General features: G+C 62.0%; 21 protein-coding genes. 8 read left to right on the top strand and 13 right to left on the bottom strand.

Features of this window, described 5'->3' with window-relative positions; genetic code table 11:
- Window positions 1-153 precede the first annotated feature (153 nt).
- The 4 genes from OKW20_RS12835 (at window position 154) to OKW20_RS12820 (ending at window position 2,473) form a co-directional block, all read left to right on the top strand.
- Window positions 154-390, top strand: a complete 237-nt coding sequence (locus tag OKW20_RS12835) for a DUF982 domain-containing protein (protein ID WP_082006202.1) — start codon at window positions 154-156, stop codon at window positions 388-390.
- Window positions 391-718: 328 nt separating this feature from the next.
- Window positions 719-925 carry a hypothetical protein gene (locus tag OKW20_RS12830; RefSeq protein WP_043625188.1) on the top strand — a complete coding sequence of 69 codons (207 nt, stop codon included), beginning with the start codon at window positions 719-721 and terminating at the stop codon, window positions 923-925.
- Between the two features lie 255 nt (window positions 926-1,180).
- Complete coding sequence (locus tag OKW20_RS12825; protein WP_429114037.1) at window positions 1,181-1,867, top strand: fumarylacetoacetate hydrolase family protein; 687 nt, start codon at window positions 1,181-1,183, stop codon at window positions 1,865-1,867.
- 75 nt (window positions 1,868-1,942) lie between these two features.
- Window positions 1,943-2,473: a gamma carbonic anhydrase family protein gene (locus OKW20_RS12820; RefSeq protein ID WP_205238647.1), complete on the top strand. Its 531-nt coding sequence runs from the start codon at window positions 1,943-1,945 to the stop codon at window positions 2,471-2,473.
- Between the two features lie 50 nt (window positions 2,474-2,523).
- On the opposite strand, the gene OKW20_RS12815 is transcribed toward OKW20_RS12820, so the two are convergent.
- Genes OKW20_RS12815 through OKW20_RS12805 form a run of 3 tightly spaced genes read right to left on the bottom strand, consistent with a single transcriptional unit; the run spans window position 2,524 to window position 4,647 of the window.
- Complete coding sequence (locus tag OKW20_RS12815; RefSeq protein WP_192446335.1) at window positions 2,524-2,919, bottom strand: Fur family transcriptional regulator; 396 nt, start codon at window positions 2,917-2,919, stop codon at window positions 2,524-2,526.
- On the bottom strand, window positions 2,919-3,749 hold the full coding sequence (znuB, locus tag OKW20_RS12810; protein ID WP_043625176.1) for a zinc ABC transporter permease subunit ZnuB: 831 nt from the start codon (window positions 3,747-3,749) through the stop codon (window positions 2,919-2,921). The genes OKW20_RS12815 and znuB overlap by 1 nt, the downstream gene beginning before the upstream one ends.
- Window positions 3,742-4,647: a metal ABC transporter ATP-binding protein gene (locus OKW20_RS12805; protein ID WP_043625173.1), complete on the bottom strand. Its 906-nt coding sequence runs from the start codon at window positions 4,645-4,647 to the stop codon at window positions 3,742-3,744. Before OKW20_RS12805 ends, znuB begins: the two co-directional genes overlap by 8 nt.
- Window positions 4,648-4,832: 185 nt before the next feature.
- Here OKW20_RS12805 and znuA point away from each other — a divergent pair, with 185 nt between their 5' ends.
- Both znuA and zigA read left to right on the top strand, forming a co-directional pair.
- Complete coding sequence (znuA, locus tag OKW20_RS12800; protein WP_429114030.1) at window positions 4,833-5,819, top strand: zinc ABC transporter substrate-binding protein ZnuA; 987 nt, start codon at window positions 4,833-4,835, stop codon at window positions 5,817-5,819.
- Window positions 5,820-6,106: 287 nt separating this feature from the next.
- Window positions 6,107-7,309 (top strand): zinc metallochaperone GTPase ZigA, encoded by a 1,203-nt coding sequence (zigA, locus tag OKW20_RS12795; RefSeq protein ID WP_429172682.1) that lies wholly within the window; start codon window positions 6,107-6,109, stop codon window positions 7,307-7,309.
- 247 nt (window positions 7,310-7,556) lie between these two features.
- On the opposite strand, the gene OKW20_RS12790 is transcribed toward zigA, so the two are convergent.
- Both OKW20_RS12790 and OKW20_RS12785 read right to left on the bottom strand, forming a co-directional pair.
- Complete coding sequence (locus tag OKW20_RS12790; RefSeq protein ID WP_034788451.1) at window positions 7,557-7,958, bottom strand: RcnB family protein; 402 nt, start codon at window positions 7,956-7,958, stop codon at window positions 7,557-7,559.
- 124 nt (window positions 7,959-8,082) lie between these two features.
- On the bottom strand, window positions 8,083-9,711 hold the full coding sequence (locus tag OKW20_RS12785; RefSeq protein WP_429172680.1) for a glycoside hydrolase family 43 protein: 1,629 nt from the start codon (window positions 9,709-9,711) through the stop codon (window positions 8,083-8,085).
- A 345-nt stretch (window positions 9,712-10,056) separates the two neighbouring features.
- Here OKW20_RS12785 and OKW20_RS12780 point away from each other — a divergent pair, with 345 nt between their 5' ends.
- Complete coding sequence (locus OKW20_RS12780; RefSeq protein WP_429172677.1) at window positions 10,057-10,632, top strand: TRAP transporter small permease subunit; 576 nt, start codon at window positions 10,057-10,059, stop codon at window positions 10,630-10,632.
- Window positions 10,629-12,473, top strand: a complete 1,845-nt coding sequence (locus tag OKW20_RS12775; RefSeq protein ID WP_429114021.1) for a TRAP transporter large permease — start codon at window positions 10,629-10,631, stop codon at window positions 12,471-12,473. The genes OKW20_RS12780 and OKW20_RS12775 overlap by 4 nt, the downstream gene beginning before the upstream one ends.
- A gap of 83 nt (window positions 12,474-12,556) precedes the next feature.
- On the opposite strand, the gene OKW20_RS12770 is transcribed toward OKW20_RS12775, so the two are convergent.
- From OKW20_RS12770 to OKW20_RS12735, 8 genes are all read right to left on the bottom strand, one after another.
- The gene (locus tag OKW20_RS12770) at window positions 12,557-13,039 is read right to left on the bottom strand and encodes a tetratricopeptide repeat protein (protein WP_429172674.1); all 483 of its coding nucleotides are present in this window, start codon (window positions 13,037-13,039) and stop codon (window positions 12,557-12,559) included.
- Window positions 13,040-13,294: 255 nt separating this feature from the next.
- Complete coding sequence (locus tag OKW20_RS12765) at window positions 13,295-13,708, bottom strand: cupin domain-containing protein (protein ID WP_429172671.1); 414 nt, start codon at window positions 13,706-13,708, stop codon at window positions 13,295-13,297.
- A gap of 143 nt (window positions 13,709-13,851) precedes the next feature.
- Window positions 13,852-14,958, bottom strand: coding sequence for a TRAP transporter substrate-binding protein (locus tag OKW20_RS12760; protein ID WP_043625148.1), 1,107 nt, complete (start codon window positions 14,956-14,958; stop codon window positions 13,852-13,854).
- A gap of 278 nt (window positions 14,959-15,236) precedes the next feature.
- On the bottom strand, window positions 15,237-16,265 hold the full coding sequence (mgrA, locus tag OKW20_RS12755; protein WP_429172667.1) for an L-glyceraldehyde 3-phosphate reductase: 1,029 nt from the start codon (window positions 16,263-16,265) through the stop codon (window positions 15,237-15,239).
- 171 nt (window positions 16,266-16,436) lie between these two features.
- Entirely contained in the window at window positions 16,437-17,516 is a 1,080-nt protein-coding gene (locus OKW20_RS12750; protein ID WP_197067210.1) for a DUF4274 domain-containing protein, read from the bottom strand.
- A 140-nt stretch (window positions 17,517-17,656) separates the two neighbouring features.
- Complete coding sequence (locus tag OKW20_RS12745; RefSeq protein ID WP_429172665.1) at window positions 17,657-18,835, bottom strand: Gfo/Idh/MocA family protein; 1,179 nt, start codon at window positions 18,833-18,835, stop codon at window positions 17,657-17,659.
- Between the two features lie 15 nt (window positions 18,836-18,850).
- On the bottom strand, window positions 18,851-19,612 hold the full coding sequence (locus OKW20_RS12740; RefSeq protein ID WP_429172662.1) for a sugar phosphate isomerase/epimerase family protein: 762 nt from the start codon (window positions 19,610-19,612) through the stop codon (window positions 18,851-18,853).
- Window positions 19,613-19,683: 71 nt separating this feature from the next.
- Window positions 19,684-20,373 (bottom strand): D-lyxose/D-mannose family sugar isomerase, encoded by a 690-nt coding sequence (locus tag OKW20_RS12735; RefSeq protein ID WP_429172659.1) that lies wholly within the window; start codon window positions 20,371-20,373, stop codon window positions 19,684-19,686.
- Between the last annotated feature and the right edge of the window lies 1 nt (window position 20,374).

Genomic DNA, 20,374 nt, shown 5'->3' with positions numbered 1-20,374 from the left:
CTGGCAGCGGGCCCTGCCATGCCGAAAAGCTGCTTACAAAAGCAAACTCCTGCGCTACATTAGCAAGATCGACTGTCGGCGCTCTCGAGAGGAGCCAGACGCCGGCGGTCGCAAATGCCGATGTTCATTGAGATGATCTCGAGGAGGAGACGCATGCAACTAGTCTGGAAACAGCCGATCGAACTCGACTTCGTTAGCGGCGACTGCCGCACCGTCAAAGGCCCCTCAGACGCCCTCGCCTGCCTTGCAGACCACTGGCCTCGCCGCGGACCATTCTATGTCGCCGCTCGCAGTGCCTGCCGTGCCGCCATCGACGGCCGTCGCACCGCCGAGGAAGCCCGATCGCTGTTCATCTCGGCCGCCGAAGAAGCCGAGCTGCATACGCACTGACGCGCCAGCCGGCGCAGAATGGAAGATGCCGCCGTCAAGGTGGCGAGCGCTTGTCATCGGGCAAGCGGCACAATGACTTTTTGATTGAAAAACCACGGCCTCTGATGGCCGATTACGATTGTTCAAGCTCCGGGCATTCGCCCGACAAACGCATCATTTCAGCACATTACTGCCCAATCTCGGGTGATTTTTCCAGAAATGGCCCGATTTCTGTCGTGAAGCATTCATTTCTTTCTACTATATTCTGAGGTGCCTCACAAAAACCCATTTCGGAGCGCCTTAGTCCCCGCAAGGGAATTCAAGAAAAACGATATACGGGAGAGAACATATGAGCGAGAGCAATCTCTATCGCATCGTTGAAGTCACCGTGAAGCGTGAAGGTGGCCGTCGTGATCTCGGCATCATGACCGTGCGCCAGGCCCTTGAGCTTCCCCAGGTCCCCAGCCTCGAATACAGCCATCCCGAGCTCAATTCGCGTTCGGACGGTCGGTTCCTGACCCGCGACCAGCTTCAGGCCTACGCGCAGTGCGCCTGATTTTGGCGATGATGGCATCCTTGCGGATGCCGTGATCGCGCGCGCCCGGTCGGGCGCGCTTCAACCAAAACCTTCTTCCTCAATCCTTGTTCCTAATTTTTCTGCAGATCGATTCCGATTCGCGGATTTATGCAGTAACGTCCGGATTCTCTCCCGCCTCGCTGGAACCGAAATCGGCCAACAGCGAGCGCACAACACACGCGCGGCGCTCTTCCTGTCGGTTGCGATTAGGCGGGCGCCCAAGACCGGACGATCATGGAAACAATCATCCCCCCACCGCTTCCCGTGCTGCTGCCGATTTCCGGCAGCCTCGTCGGCTTTCCGGTCCGCCGGGTCTATTGCGTCGGCCGCAACTATGCCGCCCATGCCATCGAGATGGGCCACGACCCGGACCGCGAGCCGCCGTTCTTCTTCCAGAAGAACCCCGACAACCTGCTTGCCGCCGGTAGCGCCTTCCCCTACCCGCCCTTGACCACCGACGTTCATCACGAGGTCGAACTGGTCGTGGTGCTGAAGCGTGGCGGCAGCGACATCGCCGTCGAAGACGCGCTCGATTGCGTCTACGGCTATGCCGTCGGCATCGATTTCACCCGCCGCGACCTGCAGGCAGAGGCAAAGAAGGCTGGCAAGCCTTGGGCCGCAGCCAAGGCGTTCGAGCATTCCGCCCCGCTCTCGGCGATCGCATCTGCCGAAACGATTGGCCATCCGGTCAACGGCAATATCTGGCTGAAGGTCAACGGCGAACTGCGCCAGCAGGGCGATCTCGACCAGATGATCTGGAAAGTGCCGGAGATCATCGCCGAACTCTCCAAGCTCTTCACACTGGCTCCCGGCGACGTCATCATGACCGGCACGCCCTCTGGCGTCGGCCCAGTCGCGCGCGGCGACGAGGTCACCTGCGGCGTCGATGGCGTTGCGGCACTCGCCGTCAGCGTCGTCTGACCGGCTCACTTCCGGCAGGCGGCCCGCCGCCTGCCGCCCGGCCGCAATCGGCCATGTAGCGAAAGGACAGAATGGATGCCGCTCTACGCCCTTGGATCACTGCGCCCACAGACGCCGCCGAAGGGTAGCTATTGGGTGGCCCCGGACGCCAATGTCGTCGGCCAGGTCGAGATCGGCGACGAGGTCGGCATCTGGTTCGGCGTGACTCTGCGTGGTGACAACGAACCCATCCGGCTCGGCGCGCGCACCAACATCCAGGAAAACGTCGTCATCCATGTCGACCCCGGTTTCCCGGTGACGATCGGCGAAGGTTGCACCATCGGGCACGGCGCCATCATCCATGGCTGCACCATCGGCGAGAATTCGTTGATCGGCATGGGCGCAACCGTGCTCAACGGCGCCAAGATCGGCCGCAACTGCCTGGTCGGCGCCAACGCGCTGGTCACCGAAGGCAAGGAGTTCCCGGATAATTCGCTGATCGTCGGCGCGCCGGCCAAGGCGATCCGCACGCTGGACGAGGCGGCGGTGGAAGGCTTGAAGCGCTCGGCGGCGCATTACGTCAAGAACTGGCGGCGCTACGCCGCCGATCTCACGCGGCTGGACTGAGCGCCAAACACCTCAAGGTAAGCTTTCCACAGGCCCTGAAGGAGTTGCCCTTACGCGCAGCTCTGGCAATGGCCGCGGATCTCGATCGTCGTCTTTTCGGTCTTGAAGTTCTGCGCCCGCGTCAGCGTCGAAAGCCGCTGCTCGATTGCCTCGTCATGAAATTCGGTCACCTGGCCACAGCCTTCGCAGATGGTAAAGGCGGTGACGCCATGGTCGTGCTCGTGATCGTGCGGGCAGGTGCAGGCAACGAAGGCATTGATGCTCTCCAGCCGATGCACGAGACCGTATTCGAGCAGCTTGTCGAGCGCCCGATAAACCTGCAGCGGCGCGCGAAAACCATGATCGCGCAGCTTGTCGAGGATGGTGTAGGCGCTCATCGGCCCTTCGGAGTGGCTGAGCGCATCCATCACCAGCGTCTGGTTCTTGGTCAGTTGCGGCGTAGCCATTAGTGGTGCCCTCCAGGCGTGGAATGATGCGCCGCCTCGATCGGGCGGCGGCCGATCGGTAGCAGACTCAGAACGAAAAGCCCAACCGCGGCAACGACGATAGACGGTCCCGACGGGGTATCCCAGTGCAGCGAGCCGAAAAGCCCGCCGGTGACGGCGAGCGCGCCGATGACCGAGGCGAGTACCGCCATGACTTCCGGCGAAGTCGAGAAGCGTCGTGCTGTTGCTGCCGGGATGATCAGCAGCGAGGTGATGAGCAGGATGCCGACGATCTTCATGGCGATCGCAATCACCAGCGCCATCAACAGCATGAAAAAGAGCCGCGTGCGCTCCGGCTTCAGCCCCTCGGCTTCAGCCAGTTCCGGATTGACGGTCGAAGCCAGGAGCGGCCGCCAGAGATAGACGATCGCAAAGATCACCAGAATGCCGCCGCCCCAGATGATGTCGATGTCGGATTCGGAGACCGCGAGAATATCGCCGAAGAGGAAGCCGACGAGATCGATGCGCACCCAGGTCATGAAGGCGACGATGACAAGGCCAAAGGAGAGGGCCGAGTGTGAGAGGATGCCGAGCAGCGCGTCCGTCGACAGCGCCCCGCGCCGCTGCAGGAAGAGCAGCAGCACCGAGACGACGGCCGCAACGATGAAGACGCTGAGCATCAGGTTGAGTTCGAGCAGCAGCGACAGCGCCACGCCCAGCAGCGCCGAATGGGCCATGGTGTCGCCGAAATAGGCCATGCGCCGCCAGATGACGAAGCAGCCGAGCGGCCCGGCCATGACGGCAATGCCGACGCCGGCGATCAGCGCGCGCACGAAGAAATCGTCAAGCATCGCGCTTCTCCTTCACGTCATAGCCATGCAGTCGTGAATGGTGGCCGCAGCCGCAATCCTCGCCGTGGTCGTGCACATTTTCCTCGTCGTCGTGGTGATGGCCGTCGCCAGGATAGCAATGTTCGGTGATCGAACCGTCCGCATGCAGCACCCGGCCGTCGGGCAGATGCGTGTGGTCGTGGTGGTGGCTGTAGACGGCAAGCGTATTGGCGGCCCGCCTGCCGAAAAGCTTCTGATATTCCGGGCTCTGGCTGACGGCCTGTGGCGTCCCGCGGCAGCAGACATGGCCGTTGAGGCAGACGACCGTGTCGGTCTCGGCCATGACGATGTGCAGGTCGTGCGAGATCAGGAGAATGCCGCAGCCGGTGCGATTGCGGATCTGCTTGATCAGTTCGTAGAGCGCGATCTCGCCGCTGAAATCCACCCCCTGCACCGGCTCGTCGAGCACCAGCAGGTCCGGCTTGCGGGCAATCGCGCGGGCAAGAAGCGCGCGTTGGAACTCGCCGCCGGAGAGATGCTGCACCTCAGCTTTCGCCAGATGCAGCACGCCGGTCGCCGACAGCGCCTCTTCGATCTCCCGCCCCTTCAAAGGACCGGTCAGCGTCATCAGCCGCTCGACCGTCAGGGGCAGCGTCCAGTCGACAGCGAGCTTCTGCGGCACATAGCCGACCTTCAGGCCCGGCTTGCGCTCGACATAGCCCTCGTCCGGCTTGAGCACCCCGATCGCCGTCTTTGCCGTCGTCGATTTGCCCGAACCGTTCGGCCCGATCAACGTGACGATTTCACCCGGGCTGATCGAGAACTCGACGCCGCGCACCAGCCAGCGGCCGTTGCGGCGCACGCCGGCATTGCTGAGATTGACCAGCGGCAGCGTATCTGGGGAGCGGACATTCAACATGAAAAAATTCCGGATTGCATGGTTGCCACTGGCTATCGCACACGTTATAGCATAACGCAATTGATGTAATAACATTACATTCGGACTTCAAGGCCATCGACGGCCTGCTGAAGCGAGAGATTTGCATGCCCGACAGTACCTCTGGCCGATGCGGACAGGGGCGTCAATCAAGCCCGGAGAACCCGATGAAGTCGACATCCGCCCTGCTCTTTGCCTCCACCATGCTTCTTGCGGCACCCGCCGCGGCCGACAGCCCCAATGTGGTGGTTTCGATCAAGCCGATCCACTCCCTTGTCGCCTCGATCATGCAGGGCGTCGGCGAGCCGTCGCTGATCGTCGAGGGCGCGGCCTCCCCGCATACCTACAACATGAAGCCCTCGAACGCGTCGGCCTTGCAGGCAGCGAAGGTCGTCTTCTGGGTCGGTCCCGGCCTGGAGGCCTTCCTCGACAAGCCACTCGACGCATTAACAAGCGGCGCAAAGGTGGTGGAACTCAGCGAAGCCCCAGGCATCGAGAAGCTGAAGTTCCGCGAAGGCGGTGCGTTCGAGGCTCATGACCATGGCGACGAAGGCCATGGTGAGGAAGGCCACAAGCATGCCGAGGGCGAAGCCGGGCACGATCACGGGCATGACCATGATCACGGCCACGGCGACACCGACCTGCATATGTGGCTCGATCCCATGAATGCCAAGGCGATGGCGGCCGCGATCGAAAAGACGCTCACCGAGGCCGATCCCGACAATGCCGGCGCCTACAAGGCCAACCTGGACGCGCTGAACAAGCGCCTGGATGCACTCGACGCCAAGCTCACGGAGACGGTGGCGCCGATCAAGGACAAGCCCTTCGTCGTCTTCCACGACGCCTATCAATATTTCGAGCACCGCTACAAGGTGCGCGTCGCCGGCTCGATCACCGTTAGCCCCGAAGTGCTGCCAGGTGCGGAGCGGGTGTCCCAGATCCACGCCAAGATCAAGGAACTGGGCGCGACCTGCGTCTTCGCCGAGCCGCAGTTCGAGCCGAAGCTGATCAATGTGGTGATCGAGGGAACGCCGGCAAAATCCGGAACGCTGGACCCGGAAGCCGGTACGCTGGAGGCCGGCCCGGATCTCTATTTCCAGATGATGGAAGGGATCGGCACTTCGCTGAAGACCTGCCTCACCTCGGCAAGCTGACCCGTCCTCCCAAGACGGTATCGGTGGGCGTTCGCGTCGCTCGATTATGGGGGCGCCCACCCCTCTCCTTACCTTCGGGCTTGATCCGTCATCCGCAGGCTCGACCCGAGGATGACGAGCCTGGCGGCCGACCGCGAATACAGAAACGTCAAGCGAAGATCTGCCTAGGCAACAACCGGAGGCATGCCGCGGCTTGAAGCCAGTTTCACAGTCGGATCTGGCGAGCAATATCGCTCGCCTTTTTTACCGATAGCAATTGAAACGATATAACATACAGGAACCAATCGATGGAAAAGCTCCCCGTCACTGTTCTCTCCGGCTTCCTTGGCGCCGGCAAGACGACGCTGCTCAACCACGTGCTTTCCAACCGCGACGGCTTGCGCGTCGCCGTCATCGTCAACGACATGAGCGAGGTCAATATCGACGCAGCGCTGGTGCGTGACGGCGGCGCCGGTCTATCGCGCACGGAGGAGCAATTGGTGGAAATGACCAATGGCTGCATCTGTTGCACGCTGCGCGACGATCTCCTGAAGGAGGTCCGCAATCTCGCGGAACAGAACCGCTTCGACTATCTGCTGATCGAATCGAGCGGCATTTCCGAGCCCCTGCCCGTCGCCACCACCTTCGATTTTCGCGACGAGGACGGCGAAAGCCTGGCCGATGTCGCCCGCCTCGACACGATGGTGACCGTCGTCGACGCGGCAAATCTTCTCGCCGACTATTCTTCGCTCGATTTCCTCGCCGATCGCGGCGAAACGGCGGGCGAAGGCGATACACGCACCCTCGTCGACCTCCTGGTCGAGCAGATCGAGTTCGCCGATGTGGTCGTCTTGAACAAGGTCGGCACTGCCACGCCCGAGCAGGTGGATGCCGCCCGCAAGATCATCGTCGGGCTCAACCCCGATGCGCGGCTGATCGAAACCGATTTCGGCAAGGTGAACCTGCGCGAGGTCCTTGGAACCGGTCGCTTCGACCTCGCCAAGGCCGAAGAACATCCGCTCTGGTACAAGGAACTGCACGGTTTCAAGGATCATATCCCGGAGACCGAGGAATACGGCATCCGCTCCTTCGTCTATCGCGCCCGCCGTCCGCTCGATCCCATGCGCTTCCAGGCTTTTCTCAACCGCACCTGGCCGGGCGTGCTTCGCGCCAAGGGCTTCTTCTGGCTGGCGACCCGACCGCATTATGTCGGCGAGATCAGCCAGGCCGGCCCGCTCGTTCGCACCGGCAAGATGGGGCTCTGGTGGTCGGCCGTGCCGCAGGAGCAATGGCCGCGCGAACCCGGCTTCCTGAAGGCGGTCGCTCCCTACCTGGACCCGGTCTGGGGTGATCGTCGCCAGGAGATCGTCTTCATCGGCGCCGACCCGATGGACGAGGCGGAACTTCGCGCCGAACTCGATGCCTGCCTGATCGCCGACGAGCGCTTTCGTCCGGAACGTTGGCGCGATCTTGCCGACCCCTTCGCCAGTTGGTCGCCACGGGCCGCCTGATGGCAGACGCCGCGCGCGTACCGCGTCGACCGCGCTACATCTGCATGGCGCTCAACGCCGCTGGGCGGCCGGTGCCGATGTTCGATTCGTTTCTGGGGGATGAACCTGCCGGTGAGGACGAGTGCGAGGCGGCAGGGACCATCGAACTCCTTCTGTTTGGTGATCGGCAAAACCCACGCTCCGGTCACCGAAAAGGCGAAGGGGCGGCGTGAAAACGCCGCCCCTTCGCTGAACCCAGTGGGTGTTATCAGCGTGCTGCCGCCAGGCCGACGATGACGCCGGTCGCAAGGCTGATCAGCAGAAAGTCGTTGCCGGACCGCACCCACTGCTGGCCGCGCGGCGGCTGGCGAAGCTTGTAGTAACGGTAGTCGCGCACTTGCGCCATGTGGCGACGCTCGGCCGGCGACAGGCGATGGCCGCGCGCCCAGCGCTCCTTCTTCTTGACGATGACCCGCTTTTCGATCGTAACGTGCTTGTCAACGTGACGATCCACGCGGCGGTCCATGTGACGATCGTAGTCGCGATCGACGGGTCGACGCGAACGATCATAGTTCTGCGCCACCTCGAAGGATCCTGCCGGCTGGGCAAGGGCTGCGACCGGCGTAATCAGAACGGAGCTGGCGACGAGCGCGATCAGGAGACGTTTCATTCGGGTGTCCTTTCGTTGTCTGCACCCGAAAATTAGACCCCGCTTCCTGAACCGAATATGAAACTCTACATTACAAATGCGTAATGATATCCATCACTTATTTCACATTTCTAATGTTTATGGATCAACTTGCCGTAAGGCTGACGTAGCGGAAGTAGTCGAAATCGGCAGCCTTGCCCGCCCCTGAGGTGTCGAAGGCGAACATGCCGGCGAAGGCCCCGGTGAAGGATCCGTGCTCGCCGCGGCCGCCCTCGTCCGAGACCACGCCCGCGTCGAGAGCCGGGCCGATCGGCTGCCATTCCGCTGTGCCGCTCGCCCGCCAGAGGAACTGCAGGTCGTTGTCGCGGACCTCCATCGCAAGCTCGAGCGGACCTTCGGGAAGGGCGATGCCGCCGCCGACCGGAAACTCCAGCCGCGCATGCGGAAAATCGCCGGGGCACGAGAGGATCGTCAGCGTCCGTCCCAGCGTCTCGTGCCAGGTGACGCCGAGCGCATGGAACTTGTGGCGGTTGTAGTAATGCGTCAGGCCTGCCACCTGCTGATAGGTCTCGGCGGTGAAGTCGACCGTCGTTTCGGCGCGGAAGGAATGATGTTCCTGCCGCCGCGCCACCAGCGCCTGCTCGAACCAGCTGCCGATGCTTTCGCGACCGATGAGACGCAGATGGCCCGGACGCCGGTCGAGCGAGAAGATGCGCTCCGGCTGCGGCGTGCGCAGCCATTGGAAGTCGATCGGCAGCACGCCGTCGTCGAACTCCGTCTCCACGACGACGGGAGCCACCACCTGCTCCACCGGTCCCGGCGCCGGCACCAGCACCTCCGGTACCGGTCCGCCATTTTCCAGATAGAGCCAGCCATCCGCGCGCCAGACGCATTTCTGCAGCGCCGTCTCGCGGCCGAGCGGAGAGCGACGCTGCGGCGCAAGCGGCCTGCCGGTCAGATGGGTGTGATAGGCCTGCCCGTCGGGCGTCTCGACATATTGGCCATGGCCGGCGCGCTGCAACGGCGCTTCGGGGTGATCCTTCGACGTGATCAGGTAGATGTCCGGATGCATTTCATAGGGACCGTCGATCGTGCGTGAGCGCGCCATGGTGACGGCATGGTCGTAGCCGGTGCCGCCTTCGGCCGTCGTCAGATAGTACCAGCCGTTCTTCTTGAAGAGATGCGGCCCCTCGACGAGGCCGAGCGGTGAGCCGGCAAAGATGTTCTTGACCGGGCCGACGAGCCGGCGTGTTCGCTCGTCCCACTCCTGCAGCAGGATGCCGTCGAAGGCCGGATGTTTCGGCGAGCCGCCGAAACTCATCGTGCGGTGGTTCCACTGCATGTTGAGGAACCACTTGCGGCCGTCGTCATCGTGAAACAACGACGGATCGAAGCCGGAGGAGTTGACATAGACTGGATCCGACCAGGTCGCCTCAATCGTCTCCGCCGTGACGATGTAGTTGTGCGCGTCCTTGAAGTTGCCGTCGAAGCGCTTGACGTCGGTATAGACCAGCCAGAACAGGCCGTCGTCATAAGAAAGGCACGGCGCCCAGACCCCGCAGCTGTCAGGATTGCCGCGCATGTCGAGCTGGCTTGCGCGCTCCAGCGGCCGGCGGACGAGCTTCCAGTTCACGAGGTCGCGCGAATGGTGGATCTGCACGCCCGGATACCATTCGAATGTAGAGGTGGCGATGTAGTAATCGTCGCCAACGCGGCAGATCGATGGGTCCGGGTTGAACCCTTTAAGGATCGGGTTTCGGATCATGGCGGTCATGTCTAGGTGTCCTCCGTTGGCGGCGCCATCCGATCCCAAAAATCATACAAATTCAAGCCTGCAACGTTACAGTAAAGCACTATCCCCGCTGTTGCGGCCAGCTATCCACATCGATTCGGGACTGCGATCTGCCCCTAGAGATGGCTGACGACCATCATGTACCGGGACCGGCCGGTTGGATTGCACAAACAATGAGCAGAGCGCCGAAACGGCTTATTCTACTTTAGTCGGAAGCGGCCCAACTACACGGGAAAATCGCGGCCCGGACTTGAACGCGCGCTTGAAATCGGCACTCTTGCTGTGCTTGGCACAAGAACCATAAGAGCCATCGCGGGGAGGAAATCGATGAGAGCTTTGCTCGGCTTTAGCCGACTTATAGACACGATCACGGAATTTATCGGAAAGAGCGTTTCATGGCTGATCCTGGCCGCTGTTCTCGTCAGCGCCGGCAATGCCATCATCCGCAAGATCTTCAACATGTCGTCGAATGCCTGGCTCGAGGCGCAATGGTATCTGTTCGGCGCTGCCTTCATGTTTGCGGCCGCCTATACGCTGAGCCAGAACGAGCACATCCGCATCGACGTGGTCTATGGCCAGTTCTCGCGCCGCGTTCAGCACTGGATCGACCTTCTTGGGCACCTCCTCTTCCTGATGCCCTTCGTGCTGCTCGTGCTCTACTACCTCTTCCCGTATGTGAAGATGTCCTATGTCTCGGGCGAGGTCTCTTCCTCGGCCGGCGGCCTGATCATCTGGCCAGCCAAGGCCATCCTGCTCGTCGGCTTTCTGCTTCTGGCGTTCCAGGGGGTGTCGGAGATCATCAAGAAAATCGCGATCATGACCGGAAACATGGACGACCCGACACCGTATGTGCCGACCCATGCGCCGCTTGACGATGTCGTGTCTCCGGAGACCCGTCCATGATCGAATTCATTGCTGAAAACCTGGCGCCGATCATGTTCGTGTCGCTGATCGTGTTCCTGCTTTTGGGATACCCGGTCGCCTTCTCGCTCGCCGCCAACGGCTTGCTGTTCTTCATCATCGGCGTCGAACTCGCGCCCCTTTCGGACTCGATCAACCTCTCCTGGCCCTTGCTCAATGCATTGCCCGACCGGTTCTGGGGGGTGATGTCGAACGACACATTGCTTGCCATCCCCTTCTTTACCTTCATGGGGATCGTGCTCGAGAAATCGGGCATGGCCGAAGACCTGCTCGACACGATCGGCCAGCTCTTCGGTCCCATCCGCGGCGGTCTTGCCTATGCGGTCATCTTCGTCGGTGCGCTGCTTGCGGCGACCACAGGCGTCGTTGCCGCCTCGGTCATCGCCATGGGCCTGATCTCGCTGCCGATCATGCTGCGTTATGGCTATGACCGGAAGGTCGCCTCGGGCGTTATTGCCGCCTCCGGCACGCTCGCCCAGATCATCCCGCCGTCGCTGGTGCTCATCGTTCTTGCCGACCAGCTCGGCCGTTCGGTCGGCGACATGTATGCCGGCGCGCTGATCCCGGGCCTGGTGCTGACCGGGCTGTACATGCTCTACATCCTGATCATGACCTTCATCCGGCGTGACTCGATGCCGGCATTGCCGCTCGCAGCCCGCACGCTCGGCTCGGGCGTCACCTCGCTGATCATCGCCCTCATCGTCGCCGGCGCCTTTGCCTATGCGGCGCACGTCTACCTCTATCCGACCCACGGCGAGAACGCCGACATCCTCGGCGCAACCGTGGGCGTCGCTTTCATCTACGTCGTCGCCCTGCTGGATCGTGGTCTCAAGATCAATGCGATGTCGCGCCTTGCCCAGCAGGTCATCATCGTGCTGATCCCGCCGCTGGCGCTGATCTTCCTCGTGCTCGGCACCATCTTCCTCGGCATCGCCACGCCGACCGAAGGCGGCGCCATGGGTGCCGTCGGCGCACTGATCATGGCGGCGGCCAAGGGCCGGCTCAACATGGACGTGGTGCGCGGCGCACTGACGGCCACCACCCGTCTCTCCGCCTTCGTGCTGTTCATCCTCATCGGTGCGCGCGTCTTCTCGCTCACCTTCTACGGCGTGAACGGCCACATCTGGGTCGAACACCTGCTGACGGCGATGCCGGGCGGCGAAACCGGCTTCCTGATCGCCGTCAACCTGCTCGTCTTCTTCCTGGCGTTCTTCCTCGACTTCTTCGAGCTCGCCTTCATCATCGTGCCGCTGCTCGCACCGGCTGCCGACAAGCTCGGCATCGACCTCATCTGGTTCGGCGTGCTGCTCGGCATCAACATGCAGACGAGCTTCATGCACCCGCCCTTCGGCTTCGCGCTCTTCTATCTGCGCTCGGTCGCGGCCAAGGTGCCCTATCTCGACAAGATCACCGGCAAGAACATCCAGCCGGTCACGACCGGCCAGATCTACTGGGGTGCCGTGCCCTTCGTCGGGATCCAGATCCTGATGGTGGCGCTGACGATCATGTTCCCGCAGATGGTCATGCACTACAAGGGGACGGGCACCGCGGTCGATCCGAACACGATCAAGATCGAGGTACCCGGCTTTGCGCCCGGCGGCGGCCTCACCTTGCCGGACAATGGCGGCGGCCTCGGCCTTCCCGGCGGCCTGCAGCTTCCAGGTGGCAGCCCGCTCGACCAGAAGCCAGCCGACCAGGGCGGCGCCCAGCCGCAGACCGCTCCGTCGAACGACCTCAGCCAGCCTCCGTCGTTTGGCAGCCCGGGTGCCCAGCCGCAGACAGCACCTTCAAACGACCTCAGCCAGCCGCCGTCGTTCAAGTAAGACGGCAGGCGGAGAGACAAAGCGAGGGCGGCCCATGGGCCGCCCTTAGTCATTGGCCGGACCTAGTCATGCGGCAGCCTAAATCAGGGCTTGTTCTGGCTTGCGGCGCGAGACATCCAATAGAATGCTTTATCTTCGTCTGCTTCGACGCCGTCCCCGAATTGGTACATTCCAGCCAGTTGTTGCTGTGCCTCCTGATGATCGCGGTCGGCCGCTTTCTGGTACCATTCGGCAGCTTTGCGAAGATCCTTGGAAACGCCAGTGCCGTCAAAGTGCATTACTCCCACTTTGTACATAGCTTCAGGGTCTCCTTTTTCAGCACGTTTCACATATCCTTCGTATGCGCGCCGATACCACCTTGGCCCGGACTCGTCTTTGAGCGTCGTGTAGATAAAGCCGAGAACATATTGACGGTCGACATCGCCGGCCTCGGCCAACCGAAGCATTTCGAGTACAACCGGATTCTTTCTTTCGTATTCAAGGACATGTGGCTCTTTCGCCAACACGACTTGAGCGAGCGCACTCGCCATCAATGGTGCGAGCAACAAATTTTTCAGCAAGGTCACGTTTCGAATGATCCTATCAAAAAGCAAGCGCGGACAGCCAGATCCGAAATCCGCCATCGCACGCCTGGTGCGTTGTCTTTCCTATAGGTAGCAAAGCCCCGCAACAACTCGCGCATCGCTATTCGCATTTGGGCGCGGTCATGGTAAATACAAGCGGCTGATCTCGGGCTCAATTGCCCGGACTTCCGATTGGTTCGGTCACACACCATGGCCCGCCTTCTTGTTTCGACGATCGCAGACTTCGACGTCGAATACTCACTCAATCCGCTTGGCCGGATTGTCGCGGTACCAGTCGACGATCATCGGCATCATCTCCTCAAACGGTCCGCCGACATAGACGTTGAGCAGCCCCATGCGGGCCCGGCTCTCATTCTTGAAGTCATGCATCGTCCCGCGCGGGATGACGAACAGCGAACCCTTCGGCTTGCGGTGCCAGGTGTCGCCGACGAGCACGCTCGCCGTGCCTTCGATCACATAGAAGATCTCGTCATTGTCGTCATGGCTGTGGGCGCCCGGCCCTTCATGCCGCGCCTCCAGCCACCATTCCGAAATCGAGAAGCGCCCCGCGGTCTCGGCGCCATCGGCTTTGAACACCGCCTGGATCGCGCCCATGTCGTAGCGCCGCCCCTCGTCGGGACCGAGCACGACGGATTCGCCTTCGCTTGGCATCGCTCTTCCTCCGTCCTGTTGAGGCAGCAACCATACCACGAAATGCGGAAACGACGGCGCGCAACGCGCTGTGCGAGCCGCAACGAAAAGGCCGCCCGCGAGGATATCGCGAGCGGCCCGTTTCCATGAGCAAGGGAGAAAGCTTAAAGCTTGCCGCCGCGCTGCTGGATCATCATGAAGGTGTCGTAGTTGTATTCGGCGATCTGGGCGTTGAGGTAGTACTCGCCGCGGAAAGCCTTGATCGAGTCCCAGATCTTCTTGAAGGTCGGGTTCGAGGCTTCCATCTCCGCATAGACTTCGTTGGCCTTGTCGAAGCAGGCCGACAGGATTTCGGCGCTGAACGGGCTGAGCTTGGCACCGGAAGCTACCAGCCGCTTGATCGCCGCCGGGTTCAGGTAGTCGTACTTCTGCAGCATGTTCGCGTCGGTCGCCTGGCAGGCGGTGCGCAGCAGCGACTGGTAGTTCTTCGGAAGCGCCTCGAAGGCCGCCTTGTTGAACATGGCGTGAACCGTCGGGCCACCTTCCCACCAGCCGGGATAGTAGTAGTAGGGCGCGACCTTGTAGAAGCCGAGCTTCTCGTCGTCATAGGGGCCGACCCATTCGGCAGCGTCGATGGTGCCCTTTTCCAGCGCCGGATAGATGTCGCCGCCGGCGATCTGCTGCGGCACGACACCGAGCTTCTCGACGACCTTACCGGCGAAACCGCCGATGCGCATCTTCAGGCCCTGCATGTCGGCGACCGTCTTGATTTCCTTGCGGAACCAGCCGCCCATCTGCACGCCGGTGTTGCCGCCGGGGAAGCCGACGAGGCCTTGCGTGCCGAGGAACTCGTTGAAGAGGTCGATGCCGCCGCCATGGTAGTGCCAGGCGTTCATGCCGCGCGCGTTGAGCGCGAAGGGAACGGCCGCACCGAGCGCCCAGGTCGGATCCTTGCCCCAGTAATAGTATGCGACCGTGTGGCAGGCCTCGACCGTACCGGCGGCAGCCGCGTCAGCGGCCTGCAGGCCCGGCACGATTTCGCCGGCGGCAAAGACCTGGATCTGGAACGCACCGTCGGTCGCCTCGGAGACGTATTTCGACAGCACTTCGCCGCCGCCATAGATCGTGTCGAGCGACTTCGGGAACGACGATGCCAGGCGCCAGTTCACCTTCGGGTTTGCCTGCGCAAGCGCCGGCGTCGCCAGTGCTGCGGCACCGGCTGCGGCCAAGCCGCCAAGGCTTGCGTTTTTCATGAATGAACGGCGATCCATGGTTCCTCCCCTAGTTCTCGCCAAAAGGGCGGGCGCGTTCAGCACCACGGCCCATCAATCCACCCTGCCCCTTCCCGGACGATGGGTGGCTCTCCTCCTCGTTACCCGTCGAAGACGACGCAAACAGGCATCGCAACCGCCAGGCATTGTCGCACCTTACAGAAACACCTGATCATGTCCAGAAGCCGCTTTCCGGCGCTTATTCGACTTTTGTCTAATGCGCCGGAAAGCAATGAGATTTGCCCAAAATGCAGGCAAATCAATATTTTCGGCCAAGATCAGAGCTCGGCTGACTTGGCCCAGAGGTTGATGTCGGCCTCGCGCGCGTAGAGATCGATCTCGGCCAGTTCGTCGGCCGTGAACGTGTCGTTTTCGAGCGCCTTGACGCAATCGACGATCTGCTCCGAGCGGCTGGCGCCGATCAGCGCCGAGGTGATGCGGCCGTTCCGCAACACCCAGGCGAGCGCCATCTGCGCCAGCGTCTGGCCGCGCTTTTCGGCAATGCCGTTCAGCTTGCGGATGTTGTCAATGATTTCGGGACGAATGAAGTCCTTCTTGAGAAAGTGGTTCTGCGCCGCGCGGCTGTCGGACGGGATACCGCCCAGATACTTCGTCGTCAGCATGCCCTGAGCCAGCGGCGAAAACACGATCGAGCCGATGCCGAGGTCTTCGAGCGTGTGGGTCAGCCCGTCATCCTCGATCCAGCGGTTGAGCATGGAATAGCTCGGCTGGTGGATAAGGCACGGCGTGCCAAGATCCTTCAGGATCGCCGCCGCTTCGCGAGTGCGCTGCGAATTGTAGGAGGAAATCCCCACATAGAGCGCGCGGCCCGAGCGCACGATATGGTCGAGCGCGCCGCAGGTCTCTTCGAGGGGCGTCTCCGGATCGAAGCGGTGCGAATAGAAGATATCGACATAGTCGAGGCCCATGCGCTTCAGGCTCTGGTCGCAGGACGCGATCATGTACTTGCGGCTGCCCCATTCGCCATAGGGACCGGCCCACATGTCGTAGCCGGCCTTGGACGAGATGATCAGCTCGTCGCGCAGGTGGGCGAAATCCGTGCGCATGATCTCGCCGAAGGCGGTTTCGGCGGAGCCCGGAGGCGGGCCGTAGTTGTTGGCGAGGTCGAAATGAGTGATGCCGAGATCGAACGCGGTGCGGCACATGTCGACCTTGCGGTCATGCGGCGTGTCGCCACCGAAATTGTGCCAGAGCCCGAGCGAGATCGCCGGCAGCTTCAGGCCCGAACGGCCGACGCGGTTATATTTCATGGTGTCGTAGCGGTTTTCCGCCGGTAGCCAGGTCATCGCAATTCCTCCGCGATCGGGTGCGGATGGCGTGGGAACAGCCATCCGGCGAACTCAAGGGGCTCCGCAGTGCTCGCGGATACCCGACAGGAAAAGCTCTAGCGCATATGCGGAAGACCCGGAATCGATATCGAGGTGATTTGCACACTTTCGCGTTGCGGCTCAGGCTGCCTAAACCGCCTGGAGATTTTTCGATTTCGCCAGGAGCAAGCGATCGTCGTGCGCTTCATAGGGTGTAGCTGGCATTCGCCCCGTCACAGGAACTGGCGTCGACAGGAGTTTCACCGGCAACGGGAAAGGCACATTCCGACCAGCCGCTTCGATGCGCTCTTTTTCTGAAAGCATCATGTCAAGCAGTCCGGCATTGCTCTCGGTAGTACAAAGCCCATCCGGCGCCAGTTCGTGACGTGCGAAACTGGAATCCTCCGATCGCACGCTGATCATGGCGAGAAGCTTCACCTCCGTAATTTCCGCTGGCTCCACTTCACCAGGCTTGAGCCATCGGGTACCGCGCGAAGCTTTATCCATTGCGACATCCGGCGCCATCAGATGAAGGATGAGTATCGCCGTTGCAGCATCGCATTCGGGCTGGGTCACAACCCATAACAGCACGTCGTAGAGCTCCGGATAATCCCAATTGAGACCAGGCAACAGGTGCCACAGATCAGGATCTCGCGGCGCTTCAGTCCTCAACCACTGCAAAATGTCTGGAATCTCCCAGAAATAATATTCTGCCGCCCAACGGGCATCCGAGGCCCGTTTAGCCTCCGCGTCGAGCTTGGCTTTGCGCCGAACCCGCCTGTAAACGGCCACGTGATCGATCATCTGCCGAACATACGATCTGCGTGGCGGCGGCCCACCGTAAATGTCGCGCAATTGTTGGAACGTCTTTTGCTCCTGCTTGGAAAGCCGGGCGAGCGTCCGCTTGAATTCACGATCGTTCATGCACGTTGTCGCGTGCAACAATTCGAAAAGACGCCGCTCGCGCTTGCTGAGGTCGGCAAATGCCGGCGGCGGCTCACCGTTCTTGGTCTCGGAGAGCGCCTGCAGCGCACCGAGCATGGCGTGCCGCGGCTGACTTGAGGAAGGCGCTGCGCGCGAACCGGACAGAAAGCTTGCACGAGCCGCGCCGTAGATTTCCGGCAATTTGCCGAGTGCCCTGCTCAGCCTTCGCCGGTCCAAATGCCGGTAGAGAAGAAACAGGCAACTCAGGACGACAACGGCGATCCAAAACAGTGTCTCGACACGCATTCCAACACCCCCAGATTGTATCTTGGGTGTATACGCACTCTGCATTGCCGAGGTGTTAAGCGCCGTTGGAAATGTGTCCTCACCGTCCATCTCACCGGGGCGCTCCACTCTTGGAAACGCCCCGGTGCAAGGTCGTAGACTTACGAGGCGGCGGCACGCCTTTCGCTCGATGCGTCCTCTTCCACGGCGCGCAAGAGCGCCCTCGCCTCCTCGATGCCGAGGGCTGCCGGCTGGGTGCAGGTGGTGGAAAGCTCGATGAACCGCCCTTCCTCGCCGGATTTCAGGATCGATACCATGACATCGACGCCGTGCAGCGCGCGGTCGAGCGAGCAGCGGGCGTCCCGACCTTCAAGGATGGCGAGCGCCATGTCGGCAAGGCCGGCGGTGCGGTAGTTCGCCATCGGGCCCTGCGGGTGCTCCTGGTTGGCGATGCCGAAGGGATGGTCCCAGGGTTCCAGCGGCTGGACGTTCTTGTCCTGTCCGCTGATTTCCACCGTGCCGCCGAAGAAGTTCGGATCGGGCACATAGAGCGAGCCCTCGGTGCCGTAGAGTTCCATGTTGGCGTGGCGGTGCGACCAGACATCCCAGCTGGCCGACAGCGTGATCGTCGCGCCGTTCTCGAACTCGAGCAAGGCGTGGATGTTGGTGGGGGTCTTGACCGGGATCACCTCGCCCTTGCGCGGCTCGCTGGTGATGGTGCGGGTCGGATTGGCCATCGTCGTCAGTGCCGCCACGCGCTTCACCGGTCCGATCAGGTTGATCAGGTTGGCGATGTAATAGGGGCCGAGATCGAGGATCGGTCCGCCGCCGGGCAGGAAGAAGAAGTCCGGGTTCGGATGCCACATCTCCATGCCCGGGCTCATGACGTGGCAGGTGCCCGAGGTCACCCGGCCGATCTTGCCGGCATCGACGGCGCTGCGGGCAAGCTGATGCGCCCCGCCGAGGAAGGTATCGGGCGCGCAACCGACCGAAAGACCCTTGGCCTTGGCGATCGCCCGGAGCTCTTCGCCCTGCTCCAGCGAGAGCACCAGCGGCTTTTCCGAGTAGACGTGCTTGCCCGCTTCGAGGATCGCCTTCGACACCGGATAGTGCGCGTCCGGGATCGTCAGGTTGACGACGATATCGACAGCCGGGTTGGCAAGCAGCGCCTCGATGCTCTGGGCTTTTACGCCGTATTCGGCCGCCCGCGCTTCGGCTGCCGCCGGGTTGAGGTCAGCGCAGGCGACGACCTTGATGCCCTTGAAGAGCGGCGCAAGCTTGAAGTAGGTGGTGGAGATATTGCCGCATCCGATGATGCCGACGCCAAGTTCCTTGGTCATGGGTGAACCTGCTTCTCAATAGGATTGGATGGAGGCGAGCGAGCGCTTGGCGAAGCGTTTGAAATCGCTCGGATTGTCGTGCTCGGCGATGAAGTAGCGCGCCTTGGTGCCGGAAAGTGCTGCAAACAGGCCCTTCCAGTCGACGGTGCCCTCGCCGACATCGGCCCAGCCGTCCTCGTCCTTCTTCTCCCCCGAAGGCGCGATGTCCTTCACGTGCACGGCGGTGATGCGGTTGCCGTACTTCTTGATCCAGGCGATCGGGTCGGCACCGCCGCGGATGATCCAGGCGATGTCGGCTTCCCAGGAGAGATCCGGTCCGCCCTCGAAGATCAGATCCTGCGGGATGCTGCCATCAGGCAGGGCAAAGAATTCGAAGTCGTGGTTGTGCCAGCCGAAGATCAGCCCGGCGTCGCGATAGGGCTTGCCGGCCTTTTGCAGCCGCTCGCCGAAGGCACGCCAGCCGGCGGCATCGGTCGGGCGCTGGCCCGGCATCAGGTAAGGGCAATAGATCGCCTTGATGCCGAGCGCCTTGGCGATTTCGAGCACACGGGCCGGATCGCTTTCGAGCATGTCCAGACCGAAATGGGCGGTCGGCATGGCAAGGCCGTTCTCGTCGAGACCTTCCTTGAAGCTCGCGATCTCGGCATCGCTGAGTGCTGCATAGAGCGCGCCATAGCCTTCGACCTGGCTGTAGCCGGCATCGCCGAGCGCCTTCAGCACATTGGCGAAAGGCGGGAAATTGCGGGCGCTATAGAGCTGGAAACTGACGTCCTTCATGAAATCCTCCTCGATTTCGTCTTGGGTCCTTGGGGGGCTAAAGGCGGCTTGGGATTGTCGGGGCCTTGGGATCACTTGAGCCAGGTGTCGTAGTCCGACACCAGCAGATGGGTGGGGCTTGCGTCCTCTTCGATCGCCGAGAAGCGACCAACAGGCTCGCGGAAGTAGTTGTCGGTGAGATCGTCGTTGACGGTCGAGACTTCGCCCATCAGCACGTCGGCGCCTTCCGCCCAGAAGGCGTGCCAGTTACCAGGCAGCAGCGTGACGCTTTCGCCAGCCTTCAGCTTCAAGAGATCGCCGGCTTTGAACGTGCGCAGGCGCGCATCGGTGGCGACAACCACGTCGCTCTCTTCGTCAACGCTGCCGTCGGGCTTGGAGTTATACATCTGCAGCACCAGCGACCCGCCGCCGCGATTGATGATATCCTCGGTCTTGACCGCATGACGGTGCAGCGGATTGACCTGGTCCTTGGCGGTGATCATCAGCTTCTCCGCATAGACCATGCCGTGGCCGGTTTTCAGATTGGCGGCATTGCCGTTGCGCAGGGTGAAGAGTACGAGACCCAACTGGTCGAAGCGGCCCTTGCCATAGTCGGTGATGTCCCAGCCGAGCCGGGCGTCGAAGATCGCCGGGCTGTCGGACCGGACACGCACCTTAAGCTGCTCTGGCGACCAGTAGGCAAAGGGCGGCAGGGTGAAGCCGAAGCTCTTCATGAAGGCATCGCTTTCGGCGATGATGTCGTTGACGTGGCTGCGTTTCATG

This window comes from Ensifer sp. LBL (genome assembly GCF_050435225.1).
Classification (GTDB): Bacteria; Pseudomonadota; Alphaproteobacteria; order Rhizobiales; family Rhizobiaceae; genus Ensifer.
The sequence above is the reverse complement of the archived record's forward strand: the minus strand, read 5'-3'. Positions and strand labels throughout refer to the sequence as shown.